The following is a 13,966-nucleotide window of genomic DNA, read 5'->3' on the forward strand; positions in this document are numbered from 1 at the left end:
GGAGTGGATGTGATGGCGAACGCCGACGGCAAGTGGAACGTGACGGTCAAGTCGCCGCTGGGCGACCAGCAGGCGACGCTCGACGTGCAGAGCGCGGGCGACAGCTTTTCGGGCACCTTTTCGGGCGGGATGGGCACCAGCCAGGTCAATGGCACGCTCGCCGGCGACACGCTGACGTGGAAGATGGACATCACCGTGCCGATGCCGATGACGCTCGATTGCGAGGCGGTGGTGTCGGGCGACAGCCTCGACGGCAAGGTGACCGCGGGCGCCTTCGGCAGTTTCCCGCTGACGGGTACGCGCGCGTAACCCCGTATCGTCACCCCGGGGTCAACCCCGGGGTGACGTACTCTAGTCGGACGTCTTCAGCGCCTCACCCGCGCGCGGCGCTTCCGGTGGCCCCTCGACCGCCTCGGGCACCAGCTCGCCTCCGCCCAGCGAGCGGTACAGCTCGACCAGGTTATTCGCGCGCACCAGCCGCGCCTGCGCCAGCGCGCGGCGCGCCGAATAAAGCGTGCGCTGCGCGTCGAGCGTGTTGAGGAACGGGTCGATCCCCTCGCGATAGCGCGCTTCCGACAGCCGCAGCGTGTCGGCCGCCGCCTCGACCAGGCCTTGCTGCGCGGCGAACTGGTCGGCGATCACCGCGCGGCGGGCGAGCGCGTCGGCGACTTCGCGGAACGCGGTCTGGATCGTCTGACGATATTGCGCTGTCGCTGCGTCGCGCCGCGCGCGCACGCTTTCCAGATTGCCGGTCAGCGCGCCGCCCTGAAAGATCGGAACGCCGAGATCGGCACCGCCGTTCCAGATCAACCGATCGCCGGTGAATAGCGAGCTCAGCGCATTGCTGGCGAAGCCGACGAGTCCCGTCAGGCTGATCGTCGGGAAGAAGGCTGCGCGCGCCGCGCCGATGCGGGCGTTGGCCGCACGAAGCGTATATTCGGCCTGCACCACGTCGGGTCGTGCGAGCAGGACGCGCGAATCGAGATTGGCGGGGACGTCGGCGATCAGCGGCTCGGCGGACTCGATCGCGGCCGGCAGCTCGGCATCGGTGACGGGCGCGCCGACCAGGAGCTGAAGCGCGTTGCGGTCCTGCTGGACGAGCGCGGTCAGGTCGGCGCGGTCGGCCTCTGCCTGCCGGAGCACCGTCTCCGCCTGGCGCAGGTCGGTGCGCGCGGCGATGCCGCCGCTGACGCGCGCACGGGTGAGGGCGACTGTCCGCTCCGCACTCTTCACCGTCTCCTCGGCGACGGCGAGCAGGCTGCGGTCGGTGGCGAGCGTGTAGTAGGCGCTCGCCGTCTCGCCGACCAGCGTCAGCCGCGCGGCGCGCACGCCCGCGACAGTGCCGAGATATTCCGCCAGCGCCGCGTTCGATTGCGAGCGGATGCGGCCGAACAGGTCGATCTCGAACGCGCTGAGGCCGACCTGCGCATTATACTGCTCGCTGACGCTGCCGCCGTTTGCGCCGAGCCCCTGCGCCGCACCGCGGTTGCGCGCGATAGAGGCGCCGGCCGAGGCGTCGATCGCCGGCAGGAACTCGGCTCGCGCGACGCGAAGCTGGCCGCGCGCGTCGCGCACATTGGCGAGCGCGACCTGAAGGTTCTGGTTGTTGGCGATCGCACGGTCGAGGATCGCGATCAGCCGCGGGTCGCGGAAGATCTCGCGATAGCCCACCGGTCGCGCGCCGCTGGCCGGCAGGGGCGGCTGATCGCCGCCGGGCACGACCGGGAAGGCGCTCGATACTGCGGGCGAGGGGCGCTCATAGGCAGGCTCGAGGCTGCACGCGGCGAGCGCCAGCGGCGGCAGGGTGAGCAGGGCAGTCCGGCGGATCATGTCGTGGCGGGCCTCTCGTCACCCTCGGTCCGTTCGCGACCTTCCTCTTTCTCGGTGCCGTGGACCTTGCCGCCGAACAGGTTGCGGACGAGGACGTAGAAGAGCGGCACGAAGAAGATGGCGAGCACGGTTGCGGCGATCATGCCGCCGATCACCGCGGTGCCGATCGCGACGCGGCTGGCCGCGCCCGCGCCAGTCGAGATGGCGAGCGGCACGACGCCGAAGATGAAGGCGAAGCTGGTCATCAGGATGGGGCGAAGGCGCAGACGCGCCGCCTCGAGCGAGGCTTCGATCGGACTCATCCCCTCGCGCTCGGCCTGTTCGGCGAATTCGACGATCAGGATCGCGTTCTTGGCCGACAGGCCCATGGTGGTGAGCAGCCCGACCTGGAAATAGACGTCGTTCTCGAGGCCGCGGAGCCAAACCGCCAGCGCCGCGCCCAGCAGGCCGAGCGGCACCACCAGCAGCACCGAGAAGGGCACCGACCAGCTTTCGTAGAGCGCGGCGAGGCACAGGAAGACGACGAGGATCGAGAGGCCGTACAGGAGCGGGGCCTGCCCCCCCGACAGCCGCTCCTGATAGGAAAGATCGGACCAGGCGACGCTGACCCCCTGCATCTGTCCGACCAGCGCCTCCATCCGGTCCATCGCCGCGCCGGAGCTCTCGCCCGCGGCGGGTTCGCCCTGGATCTGATAGGCGGGCTGGCCCTGGAAGCGGGCAAGAACGGTGGGGGCCACGCCCCAGTCGGCGCGGGCGAAGGCGGTGAAGGGCGCCATCTGTCCGTCGGCGCCGCGCACGAACCAGTTCGAAAGGTCCTCGGGCCGCGCGCGATAGCTCGCATCGCCCTGCACGAACACGCGCTTCACGCGGCCGCGATCGACGAAATCGTTGACGTAGACGCCGCCCCACGCCGCCGAGAGCGTCTGGTCAACCTGATTGGCGTTGAGGCCGAGGGCGCCGAGCTTGGCCTGGTCGATCTCGACCTCGAGCGTCGGCACGTCGGGCAGTTCGTTCTGGCGGACGTTGGTGAGAAGAGGATCGGCGGAAGCCTGCGCCAGCAGTTCGTCGCGCCGCGCCTTGAACGTCTCGCGGTCGAGGCCGCCGGTGTTGAGGAGCTGGAGCGTGAAGCCGCCCGCCTGGCCAAGGCCGCGGACGGGCGGCGGATTGAGCGCGAAGAACTGCACGTCGCGAAGCCCGCGCAACGCCTGCGTCGCGGCCCGCGTGATCGCTTGTGCGCTGTTCTCGGGCCCCTCACGCTGATCCCAGGGGGCAAGCGCGATGAAGCCGCGACCGGCATTCTGCCCCGCGCCGCCAGGGCCGGAGCCACTGATCGTATAGACGATCGCAACATTCTTCTTGGCCGGACCGAGGAAGTATTTCTCGACCTCGCGCGCGGCGGCGAGCGTGCGCTCCTGCGTGGCGCCGGCGGGGAGGGTGTACTGGATTTGCGCGCGACCCTGATCCTCGCTCGGCAGGAAGCTGGTCGGCAGGCCGATAAAGACGATGACGAACAGCGCACACAGGCCCGCATAGACGGCGAGCGCCAGCACACGCCTGCCGAACACCCATTTCACCGTGTCGCGATACTTGGTCGAGGTCTTCTCGAACCCTCGATTGAACTTGTCACCGAACTTCTGGGTCCACTGGCCGATCTTGTTCTTCGCCTTCTTTTTGTCGGCCGGGCGCTTGAGTAGCGTGGCAGTGAGTGCGGGCGACAGGACGAGCGCGACCACGACCGACAGGATCATCGAGGAAATAACGGTGATCGAGAACTGGCGATAAATCTCGCCCACCGACCCGCCGAAGAACGCCATTGGCGCGAACACCGCCGACAGCACGAGCGCGATGGCGATCAGCGCGATCTGGATCTCGCCCATCGAGATGATCGTCGCCTCGCGCGGGCTCATCTCGGGATTTTCGTGCATGACGCGCTCGACATTCTCGACCACGACGATCGCGTCGTCGACGAGCAGGCCGATCGAGAGGACGAGGCCGAACAGGGTGAGGGTATTGATCGTGAACCCGGCGATGGCGAGCACCGCAAACGTACCGAGCAGCACCACGGGTACCGCGATCGCCGGGATCAGCGTCGCGCGCCAGCTCTGCAGGAAAACGAACATGACGATGACGACGAGGATGATCGCCTCGATCAGCGTCTTGACCACTTCCTCGACCGACAGCTTGATGAAGGCGGTCGAGTCGTTGGGATAGGCGTATTTGTAGCCCGGCGGGAACGAGCCCGCCTGGCGCTCGACCTCGGCCTTGACCAGCTCGGCGGTTTCGAGCGCGTCGGCGCCGGGCGCCAGCTGGATCGCGATGCCCGCGCCCGGATGGCCGTTGAGGCGGCTGATCGTCGTATAGTTCTCCGCGCCCAGCTCGACCCGCGCGACATCGGAAAGCAGCACGCGGCTGCCGTTGGTCTGCGTCTTGACGATGATGTTGCGGAACTCTTCCGGCGTCTGGAGCCGGGACTTCGCCGTGACGGTCGCGTTGAGCATCTGTCCGGGCGGGGCGGGCTGCTGGCCGATCTGACCGGCGGCGACCTGCGTGTTCTGTGCCTCGATCGCCGCGGTGACGTCGCTCGGCATCAACTGATAGGAGGAGAGCGCATAGGGATTGAGCCAGATGCGCATCGCGTACTGCGTGCCGAACACGTTGACGTCGCCGACACCGGGCACGCGGCCCAGCCGGTCCTGAAGGTTCGAGACGAGGAAGTCGGCGACGTCGATCGCGGTCGTCCGGTCGCTCTCGTCATAGACCGACACGACCATCAGGAAGTCGGCGTTCGACTTGGTGACGGTCAGGCCCTGCTGCTGCACCTGCGTGGGCAGGCGGGGAAGGGCCTGCTGCACCTTGTTCTGGACCTGCACCTGCGCGATGTCCGGGTCGGTCCCCTTCTCGAACGTCACCTGGACGGATACCGAACCTGCCGAACTGGACGACGACGAGAAATAGATCAGGCCGTCGATGCCGGTCAGCTGCTGCTCGATCACCTGTGTGACCGAGCTTTCGAGAATCTCGGCCGACGCGCCGGGATAATTGGCGCGAACGTTGATCTGCGGCGGGGCGATGTCGGGATATTGCTCGATCGGCAGCGTCAGGATCGCGCCGACGCCCGCCAGCATGATGACGATCGCGATGACCCAGGCGAAGATCGGCCGGTCGATGAAGATGCGAGAGATCACGGGTGTTTAACGCCCGCTCTTGGCGGCGTCGCCGCTTGGCCGGGGTTGCTGGCGGGGCGGGGAGCCGGCGGGAACGGGGCGGACCGTCGCGCCGGGCCGCACGTTCGCCAGCCCCTCGGTGATGACACGCTCGCCGGCACGCAGGCCTGCGGTGACGAGCCACTTGTCGCCGATCGTCCGCGTTGCGCGTACCTTGCGCTGCACCGCCTTGTTATCGGGGCCGATGACGAAGACCGTGGCGTTGCCGCGCGCATCACGGGCGACGCCCGCCTGGGGCACGAGGATCGCTTCCTCCGCCGTCGCCTGGCTGAAGCGCGCGCGGACATACATGCCGGGCAAGAGGATGCCCTCTGGATTGGGGAAGCGCGCGCGCAGCGTCACCGCACCGGTTGCCGGATCGACCATCGCCTCTGCGAACTGCAGCGTCCCGACCTGGCCATAGTCGCTGCCGTCCTCGAGCCGCAGCCGCACCTCCGCCGAGGACGGGATCACCCCGTCGGTCGCGAGCGCACGGCGCAGTTGCAAAAGCTCGGTCGAGCTCTGCTGGATATCGACGAAAATCGGATCGAGGCGCTGGATCATCGCCAGCGGCTCGGCCTGGTTCTGGGTGACGAGCGCGCCCGTCGTGAACAGGCTGCGGCCGATACGGCCGGTGATCGGCGCGGGCACGTCGGTGAACTTGAGGTTAATGCGCGCGGTTTCGAGCTGGGCGCGACCCTGCTGCACCTGTGCCGCGGCCTGGCGGGCGGCGGCGACGGCGTCGGTATAGTCCTGCTTGGCGACCGCCTCGATCTCGGCGAGCGGGCGGAAGCGTTCGGCGCGCGCGGCAGTCGCCACGCGATTGGCCTCGGCATTGGCGACGGTTGCCGCCGCCTCGTTCACCGCGGCGCGATAGAGGCGCGGGTCGATGCGATAAAGCGTCTGGCCGCGGCGGACGATGCTGCCCTCGGTGAAAAGGCGCGCCTGGATGACGCCCGAGACCTGCGGGCGGACCTCGCTCGTCTCGAAGGCGGCGGTGCGGCCCGCGAGCTCGTTGACCAGCGGCACCGCCTCGCTCTTCATCACGACGAAGCCGACTTCGGGCGGGCCGCTCGGCCCCTTGCCCTTCGCCTTTTCCTGCGCCCCGCCGCCCGAACAGGCGGCGAGTATCAGCGCGAGCGGGACAAGGGGAGCGAGATTAGGTCGCAAGGCGGGCCTTCCGGAAATTGCAGGCGTGACGATGCGCCGCAGCAGGCTGCGGCACGGCGCGGGTCGGAACGGGCCATCAACGAGCCCGGTTCCAACCGCCTTTGGACCATGTCGCCGCTTTCGCCGCACTGCGCAACGCCGCGATTGTCGCAAAGTTTGTCAGGCGCGGCGCGCGCGCCATTCACCAGCGCGCTGGCCCCAGGCATGGACGGTGAAATGGGCGAGCGGCGCGGGCAGCCGCACCGGCCCGCGATCCCGCGATCCCAGCCGCTCAGCGAGCGCGATCGAGCGGGTGTTGGCCGGGTCGATGGTGTGGATCACGTCGGCCCAGCCGAGCACGTCGACGGCATAGTCCATGCAGGCGACCGCCGCCTCATGCGCATAGCCGCGCCCGGCAAAGGCGGGGTGGACGCCCCAGCCAACCTCGGTCCCGGGCCACCCCTCAGGCTGCCAGGGGCCGATGCGGCCGACCCAGGCGCCGGTCGCGCGCTCGATGACCGAAAACATCGAGAAGCCGCGCACGTCCCACGCCCCGCGGCGAAGCGCGAAGTCGCGCCACGCCGCCTCGCGTACCATCGCGCCGCCCAGGAAGCGCATGGTGTCCGGATCGGCGCACATCGCCGCCCAGCCGTCGAAATCCTGCGGCTCGGGCAGGCGAAGAAGCAGGCGGGGCGTGAAGAGGACCGGCCCCGTCGTCACGCGAAGCGTTCGCGCAAGCCCATCAGCGCGAGGGCCGCCTTCGCCGCCTCGCCGCCCTTGTCCTTTTGCTTGGGATCGGCGCGGACGATCGCCTGTTCCTCATTCTCGGTCGTGAGGATGCCGTTGCCGATCGCCATGCCGTCCATCGTCATCGCGAGGATGCCGCGTGCGCTCTCGCCCGCCACGATCTCGAAATGATAGGTCTCGCCGCGGATGACGACGCCGATGGCGACATAGCCATCATACATGCCCGACTGGTCGGCCAGCGCGATCGCGGCGGGAATCTCGAGTGCGCCGGGCACCGTCACCGTCTCCGACGTGTGACCCGCGGCCTTGATCGCGGCGCGTGCGCCCTCGATCAGCATGTCGTTGAGGTGGTCGTAGAAGCGCGCCTCGACGATCAGCAGCTTTCCCATCAGGCGTCCTCTTGCGGATTGATCGGCCGCTCGCCGACGATCGACAGGCCATAGCCGTCGAGGCCCACGAGCGTGTGGTGGGTGTTGGTCAGGAGCACCATCTCCTCGACGCCGAGCCCGGTCAGGATCATCGCGCCGACGCCATAGTCGCGCAGTTCGTCCATGTCGGCGGGCGCGAGCTTGCCCTCGCGCGCCATCAGCGCGGTGGTGAAGGCGTCGCTGCGCGGCTTGTTGATGACGACGATGACGCCCGCGCCTTCCTCGCCGATGATCTCCATCGACCGGCGCAGGAGCGAGCCGCGCGTTCCCGCCTCGCCGAACAGGTCGGGCAGGGGGGACAGCGCGTGCATCCGCACCAGCGTCGGCTGGGCGGGGTCGATGCGTCCCTTCACCAGTGCGATCTGCTCGGTCCCCTGCGCCTTGTTCCAATAGGTGATCGCCCGCCATTCGCCGCCCCAGGCGCTGTCGAAGCGCGTTTCGGCGCGCTTTTCGACGAGGTGGTCGTAGCGGCGGCGATAGGCGATCAGGTCGCGGATCGTGCCGATCTTGAGATTGTGGAACTGCGCGAAGGCGACGAGATCGTCGAGGCGGGCCATCGTCCCGTCCTCCTTCATGATCTCGCAGATGACGCCCGAGGGGTTGAGCCCGGCGAGGCGCGACACGTCGACCGCCGCCTCGGTATGGCCGGCGCGGACGAGCACGCCGCCCTCGCGCGCGACCAGCGGAAAGACGTGACCGGGCGTCGTGATCGCCTCCGGTCCCTGGCTGGCGTCGATCGCGACCGAGATGGTGCGGGCGCGGTCGGCGGCGGAGATGCCGGTGGTCACGCCCTTCACCGCCTCGATCGAGACGGTGAAGGCGGTCTGGTGCCGGGTGCCGTTGGCCGCGCTCATGAGCGGCAGGCCAAGCTGATCGACGCGGGCCTTGGTCATGGCGAGGCAGATCAGGCCCCGGCCATAGGTCGCCATGAAGTTGATCGCCGCCGGCGTCGCCATCTGCGCCGGGATGACGAGGTCGCCCTCGTTCTCCCGATCCTCGTCGTCGACGAGGATGAACATCCGGCCGTTGCGCGCCTCGTCGATGATCTCTTCGGGCGTGGACAGGAAGGCGTGGCGGAGGCGGGAGAGCTCAGGTTGCGGCACGCGCCTGTTCCATGCGCTGGAGGTAGCGGGCGAGCACGTCGATTTCGAGATTGACGGCGGTGCCCGGCTGGAGGTCGGCAAAGGTCGTGACCTCGGCCGTGTGCGGGATGATGTTGAGGCCGAAGCGGACGGCGTGCGGCCGGTCCTCGACCGAATTGACCGTCAGCGACACGCCATCGACGGTGATCGACCCCTTGGCGGCCACATAGGGGGCAAGATCGCGCGGCGCCTCGATCGTCACGCGAAGGCTGCCGCCCTCGGGCACGACCGCCGCCACGGTGCCGACCGCATCGACATGGCCCGTGACGATATGGCCGCCGAGCTCATCGCCGAGCCGCAGCGCGCGTTCGAGGTTCAGGCGCCGCCCCTCGGTCCACATGCCGTCGGCAGTGCGCGACACGCTCTCGGCCGACACGTCGAAGGCCAGGCGGCCGGGTGCCTTGTCGACGACGGTCAGGCAGACGCCCGAACATGCGACCGACGCGCCGAGGTCGATGGCGGCAGTGTCATAGTCGGTGGCGACCACGACGCGCAGGTCGCCCTGCTTCTCGACGGCCTCGATACGGCCGACATCGGTGACGATTCCGGTAAACATCAGGCGCGCCCGTACACCTCCAGCGTATCGACGCCAAGCGTCCGCCGGTCCTCGAGCACCCAGCGGCCATGCGCCTGCCCCAGATCGGTCAAACCGATGTCGCCAAGCGTCCGCGCCGCCCCGATCAGGATCGGCGCGCGATAGACGATCAGCCGATCGACGAGACCGGCCGACAGGAAGGCGGCAGCGGCCGCCGCGCCGCCTTCGACCAGCAGATGGTCGCCCGGCAGGTCGGCGATCGCGCCAAGCTCGCGGATCGCCAGCCAGCCGGCGGGGGCATCCCCGCGTCGGCTCAGCAGCACCCGCATGGGGCCGCGATCCTCAAGGCCCGGCAGCCGCACGTCGAGACGCGGCGCGTCGGCGGCGAGCGTGCCCGCGCCCACCAGGATCAGCTCATGTCGGCTCCGCTCCAGATGCGCGTGTGCGCGCGCCTCAGGCCCGGTGATCCACTGGCTGCGCCCGTCGCCCATCGCGACGCCGCCGTCGAGCGACAGCGCAAGCTTGAGCGTGACGTGCGGACGGCCGAGTCGCTGGCGGGCGAGGAAGCCGGCCATGCTTCTGCGCGCGTCGATTTCGCGCTGGCCGCAAGCTGTCTCGATCCCCGCGGCAGTCAGGCGAGCGAGGCCGACCCCGTCGGTGCGCGGATCGGGATCGCGCAAGGCCGCGACCACCCGCGCCACGCCCGCCGCGGCGAGCAGGTCGGCACAGGCCGGGCCGCGGCGCGACTCATGCGCGCAGGGTTCGAGCGTGACATAGGCGGTCGCGCCGCGCGCCGCCTCGCCCGCCTCGGCCAGCGCCATCGCCTCCGCATGGGGGCGGCCGCCCGGCTGCGTCCAGCCGCGGCCGACGACACGGCCGCCTGTCACGATGACGCAACCGACCGACGGATTGGGCGCGGTCCGCCCACGGCCGCGCGCGGCGATGGCGAGCGCCGCTCCCATCCAGCGCTCGTCGTCAGTCAAAGGCCCCAGCGCTCCAGCTTGTCGTTCAGGCGCTTGAACTCGGCCTTGCGCGCCTCCTGCCTCGCCTTGAACTCGGCGCGCAGCCTGTCTTCCTCGACCTTGTCGACCGCCTGCTTCGCCCTGATCTGCGCGTCGGTACGATCCGAGGGCCAGCTTTCGAAATAGGTGATCTCGGGCCGCTTGTAGGGCCGCTCGATGTTCGAATCGATATAGAAGGCGGTGATGACCACCGTCGTCACGACGATCGCCAATGCGAGGAACCCCAGTTCGTAGGGCTGGCGATACGACAGGAACAGGCGCAGGTCGCGCCAGGCGCGCAGCGGCGAGATGCGTTCGAGAAAGCTCATTGGCGGCAAGATAGGGGCTTCGGGCACGAGGGGCCAGTGGGGCGAGACTCCGCTCACCGGAGGGAAAGGGAGTGATGCGCCCGACAATTAACGCTGGCGCTCCCCCGCCCATATTGATAATCGCTCGCAATGCTTTCCCCGACGCTCAGCCTTGTCCAGCTGTCACGCGACGCGCGTGCGGTCGTGCAGGCGGTCGATTGGCAATCGCTGTCACTGCCCGAGGCGCGGCGTCTGCGCGAGCTCGGCCTCGACGAGGGCGTGGCGGTCGAGATGGTGCATCGCTCGACGCTCGGCGGCGGGCCGATCGCGTGCCGGATCGGCCGCATGACCATTGCCCTTCGCCGCCACGTGGCGCGCGCGATCCACGTCGCGCCCAGCGCCTAGTGCATCCCGCCCCCCTGATCGCGCTGGTCGGCAACCCCAATGCCGGCAAGTCGGCGCTGTTCAACGCGCTCACCGGCGCGCGGCAGAAGGTGGGCAATTACCCCGGCGTGACTGTCGAACGGCATAGCGGCCGGCTGTCGCTCGCCGACGGGCGCCCTGCCGAGCTGATCGACCTGCCCGGCACCTACAGCCTCGACCCGGCCAGCCCCGACGAGCGGGTGACGCGCGACGTGGTGCTTGGACGCCTAGCCGGTGAGCGGCGGCCCGACGCGCTGCTGGTGGTCGTCGATGCCGGCAATCTCGACAATCATCTGCGCTTCGTCCTTCAGCTCAAGGCGCTGGGGATGCCGATCGTCGTCGCGCTCAACATGATCGACCTGGCCGAGCGCGACGGGCTGACGCTCGACCCGATGCGGCTGTCTCAGGCGATCGGACTGCCCGTCGTGCCCACCGTCGCTGTGCGCCGTCGCGGGCTCGACGCCTTGCGCGAGGCGCTGGTCGAGGCGCTGCGCCGCGTGTCCGAGGCACCGGCCGAACCGGCGCTGCCCGACATTGCGATGCTCCAGCGCGAGGCGCGCGCGCTCGCCGCCGCCGCGACGATCAGCGAGACGCGCTCGCGCCGGCTCGCCCACCGGCTCGATGGCGTGCTCCTGCATCCCGTCTGGGGCATGGGCGTGCTGCTGGCGCTCTTGTTCGTCATCTTCCAGGCGGTGTTCGCCTGGTCGGAAGCGCCGATCGGCTGGATCGAGGGGGGCATGGCGGCGCTCGGCGGCGCGGTCGGCGACCTCATTCCCGAGGGGTTCGTGCGGTCGCTGATCGTGGACGGCGTGATCGCGGGCGTGGGCGCGGTCGTCGTCTTCCTGCCGCAGATCCTGATCCTGTTCGGCTTCATCCTGCTTTTGGAGGCATCGGGCTACATGGTCCGTGCCGCGTTCCTGATGGACCGGCTGATGGCGAGTGTCGGCCTGTCGGGACGAGCGTTCATCCCGCTGCTGTCCAGCTTCGCCTGCGCGGTGCCGGGGATCATGGCGACGCGGACGATCGACGATGAAAAGGACCGGCTGACGACGATCCTGATTGCGCCGCTGATGACCTGTTCGGCGCGGCTGCCCGTCTATACGATCATCATCGGCGCGTTCATTCCCGACCGCGCGGTCCTGCCGGGCGTGGGGCTTCAGGGGCTGGTGCTGTTCGGCCTCTACATCGCCGGGATCGCGGGGGCGTTCCTCGCCGCGCTGGCGCTCCGGCGGTCGGTGACGAAGGGCGCGTCGTCGGGCTTCATGCTCGAGATGCCGCGCTATCAGCTGCCCAATCTGCGCGATTTCGCGCTCGGTCTGTGGAGCCGCGCGGCGGCGTTCCTCAAGCGGGCGGGAACGATCATCCTGCTGACCACGGTAATCCTGTGGGCGCTGCTGAGCTTCCCCAAGGCGCCGCCGGGGGTGCCGCAGACCGAATATTCGGTGGCGGGGCGGATCGCCAGCGGGCTCGAGGTCGTCGTTCGGCCGATCGGCTTCAATCACGACATCGCCCTGGCGCTGATTCCCGCGATGGCGGCGCGAGAGGTGGCGGTGGCGGCGATCGGCACCGTCTATGCCGTCGACGACAGCGAGGGCGAGGCAGGGCAGGCGACGATCCGGCAGCAGCTCCAGAAGCGCTGGAGCCTCGCCACCGCGCTCGCCTTCCTCGCCTGGTTCGTGTTCGCGCCGCAGTGCATTTCGACCATCGCGGTGACTCGGCGCGAGACCAACGGCTGGAAATGGCCGCTGTTCATGGTGGGGTACCTGTTCGCGGTCGCCTATGTCGCGGCCGGCATCACCTACTGGCTCGCGGTCGCGGCTGGGCTGGGGTGAGCCACACCCCCTAGACTGTACCCCCATGCCCCGGTCTTCGCCCGGGGGACGGCTCAGGGGTGTTCGGTGCGCTTGAGCAGTTCGAGCAGGTCGGCTTCCCAAAATTTGGCCCAGGTATGCGTCCCGTGCCCGCGCGTCTCCGGCGTCTCTGCGATCATCCGAAACCGCGCGCTCGGCATCCGCTTGAGCGCTTCGGCCGGATAGGGAAGCCCGCGCGGGTTGATGAAGTCGTCGGCCGAATTGATCCACGTCATCGGCGCCCGGATCGCCTCCAGCCGCGGCCAGGGGTTGTAATTGCGGCTGGCATCCAGCTGATAGATGAGGTCGTTGGCGTCGAGCCCCTTGATCGAGGCTGCGACGCGTTCCTGCGCATAGGCGCTTGCCGCCGCGCGCGAGGGGTAGGTCGCCTGCAGGTAGAGCGGCGCGCCGCCCGCGACGAAGAGCAGGCTCGCCGCCGTCCGCAGCCCCGCCGCTGGCTGCGCCTCGTACGCGCCGCCCGCCCAGGCCGGGTCGGCCTTGATCCCGTCGATCGCCAGCTGGCGCCACATCCGGTTGAGCCCAGCGATCGCCACCGGCTCGCATGCCATCGGCATCAGCGCGCGGGCGAAGTCGGGATGCCGCTCGGCCATGACGAAGCCGTGCATGCACCCCATCGACGTGCCGAAGACGAGCCGGGGATGCGCGACGCCCAGTCCCTCGGCCAGCAGCCGCACCTGAGCATCGACCATGTCGTCATAATCATAGGCGGGAAAGCGAATGCGAAGCCCGTCTGATGGCTTCGACGAACCGCCATGCCCGATATTGTCGGGCAGGATGATCCAGTATTTGCCGATGTCGAGCGGCTGGCCGGGGCCATAGAGCCGATCGGCGAATTGCGGCTGGAGGAACTGCGCGCCAGTACCGCCCGTCCCGTGCAGGACGACGATCGCATTGTCGATCGCGCCCGAGGCGTCGCGATGCGGCTTGCCCAACGTTCGGTAGTGCATCCTGAGCTCGGACAATCGCTCGCCGCTTTGGAACGCGAAGTCGCGGAGGATGTGGTCTGCTTCCGCGACCGGCCAGCGTGTCGGTGCAGGCGTCGGGGCGGTGCTCGCCGCGGCGGGCGGCGGCGCGGCGGTCTGGGCGAGGGCGGGGCCGGCGAGCAGCGTCGCGGCTGTCGCGAGCAGGGCGGCTTTCACTCGGTTTCCTCACGCTTCGCGCCGGTCAGCAGACGTTCGGCCCGCGCCTTGTCCAGCGCTTCGGCCGTCCGCTCCGCCTTGCTGCGTCCGAACTTCAGCCGGTTGGCCTCGGCTTCCGCAGTGCGTGCCGCCTTTGCGCGGGCCTTGCGCGCGCGGTTGAGGTTTATAAGGTCGCCCATCACTCGAATCC

Annotated in this window: 14 protein-coding genes; 3 read left to right on the forward strand and 11 right to left on the reverse strand. The window is 69.2% G+C overall.

Features of this window, described 5'->3' with window-relative positions; all coding sequences use genetic code 11:
• The first annotated feature begins 12 nt into the window (after positions 1-12).
• Entirely contained in the window at positions 13-309 is a 297-nt protein-coding gene (locus COC42_RS13060; RefSeq protein ID WP_096343737.1) for a hypothetical protein, read from the forward strand.
• Between the two features lie 42 nt (positions 310-351).
• On the opposite strand, the gene COC42_RS13065 is transcribed toward COC42_RS13060, so the two are convergent.
• The 9 genes from COC42_RS13065 to COC42_RS13105 form a co-directional block, all read right to left on the reverse strand.
• Positions 352-1,830 carry an efflux transporter outer membrane subunit gene (locus tag COC42_RS13065; protein WP_096343738.1) on the reverse strand — a complete coding sequence of 493 codons (1,479 nt, stop codon included), beginning with the start codon at positions 1,828-1,830 and terminating at the stop codon, positions 352-354.
• Positions 1,827-5,015 (reverse strand): efflux RND transporter permease subunit, encoded by a 3,189-nt coding sequence (locus COC42_RS13070; protein WP_096343739.1) that lies wholly within the window; start codon positions 5,013-5,015, stop codon positions 1,827-1,829. The genes COC42_RS13065 and COC42_RS13070 overlap by 4 nt, the downstream gene beginning before the upstream one ends.
• Before the next feature lie 6 nt (positions 5,016-5,021).
• A complete protein-coding gene (locus COC42_RS13075; protein ID WP_425442854.1) occupies positions 5,022-6,203 on the reverse strand; it encodes an efflux RND transporter periplasmic adaptor subunit in 1,182 nt (393 codons plus the stop codon).
• 159 nt (positions 6,204-6,362) lie between these two features.
• A complete protein-coding gene (locus COC42_RS13080; RefSeq protein WP_096343740.1) occupies positions 6,363-6,902 on the reverse strand; it encodes a GNAT family N-acetyltransferase in 540 nt (179 codons plus the stop codon).
• A complete protein-coding gene (gene ribH, locus COC42_RS13085; protein ID WP_096343741.1) occupies positions 6,899-7,318 on the reverse strand; it encodes a 6,7-dimethyl-8-ribityllumazine synthase in 420 nt (139 codons plus the stop codon). The genes COC42_RS13080 and ribH overlap by 4 nt, the downstream gene beginning before the upstream one ends.
• Positions 7,318-8,460, reverse strand: coding sequence for a 3,4-dihydroxy-2-butanone-4-phosphate synthase (gene ribB / locus COC42_RS13090; RefSeq protein ID WP_096343742.1), 1,143 nt, complete (start codon positions 8,458-8,460; stop codon positions 7,318-7,320). The genes ribH and ribB overlap by 1 nt, the downstream gene beginning before the upstream one ends.
• On the reverse strand, positions 8,447-9,055 hold the full coding sequence (locus COC42_RS13095; protein WP_096343743.1) for a riboflavin synthase: 609 nt from the start codon (positions 9,053-9,055) through the stop codon (positions 8,447-8,449). The genes ribB and COC42_RS13095 overlap by 14 nt, the downstream gene beginning before the upstream one ends.
• Complete coding sequence (gene ribD / locus COC42_RS13100) at positions 9,055-10,017, reverse strand: bifunctional diaminohydroxyphosphoribosylaminopyrimidine deaminase/5-amino-6-(5-phosphoribosylamino)uracil reductase RibD (RefSeq protein WP_281253099.1); 963 nt, start codon at positions 10,015-10,017, stop codon at positions 9,055-9,057. The genes COC42_RS13095 and ribD overlap by 1 nt, the downstream gene beginning before the upstream one ends.
• Entirely contained in the window at positions 10,014-10,364 is a 351-nt protein-coding gene (locus tag COC42_RS13105) for a hypothetical protein (protein ID WP_096343745.1), read from the reverse strand. The genes ribD and COC42_RS13105 overlap by 4 nt, the downstream gene beginning before the upstream one ends.
• A 129-nt stretch (positions 10,365-10,493) precedes the next feature.
• On the opposite strand from COC42_RS13105, the gene COC42_RS13110 reads away from it, so the two are divergent.
• Positions 10,494-10,748, forward strand: coding sequence for a FeoA family protein (locus COC42_RS13110; RefSeq protein WP_096343746.1), 255 nt, complete (start codon positions 10,494-10,496; stop codon positions 10,746-10,748).
• Positions 10,748-12,598 carry a ferrous iron transporter B gene (feoB, locus tag COC42_RS13115; RefSeq protein WP_176484680.1) on the forward strand — a complete coding sequence of 617 codons (1,851 nt, stop codon included), beginning with the start codon at positions 10,748-10,750 and terminating at the stop codon, positions 12,596-12,598. The genes COC42_RS13110 and feoB overlap by 1 nt, the downstream gene beginning before the upstream one ends.
• A gap of 53 nt (positions 12,599-12,651) precedes the next feature.
• Here the strand turns inward: feoB and COC42_RS13120 are convergent, their stop codons facing one another.
• Both COC42_RS13120 and COC42_RS13125 read right to left on the reverse strand, forming a co-directional pair.
• Positions 12,652-13,776: an alpha/beta fold hydrolase gene (locus COC42_RS13120; RefSeq protein WP_245844119.1), complete on the reverse strand. Its 1,125-nt coding sequence runs from the start codon at positions 13,774-13,776 to the stop codon at positions 12,652-12,654.
• Positions 13,773-13,955: a DUF4169 family protein gene (locus tag COC42_RS13125; RefSeq protein ID WP_096343747.1), complete on the reverse strand. Its 183-nt coding sequence runs from the start codon at positions 13,953-13,955 to the stop codon at positions 13,773-13,775. Before COC42_RS13125 ends, COC42_RS13120 begins: the two co-directional genes overlap by 4 nt.
• Positions 13,956-13,966: the final 11 nt, after the last annotated feature.

This window comes from Sphingomonas spermidinifaciens (genome assembly GCF_002351485.1).
Classification (GTDB): domain Bacteria; phylum Pseudomonadota; class Alphaproteobacteria; order Sphingomonadales; family Sphingomonadaceae; genus Sphingomonas; species Sphingomonas spermidinifaciens.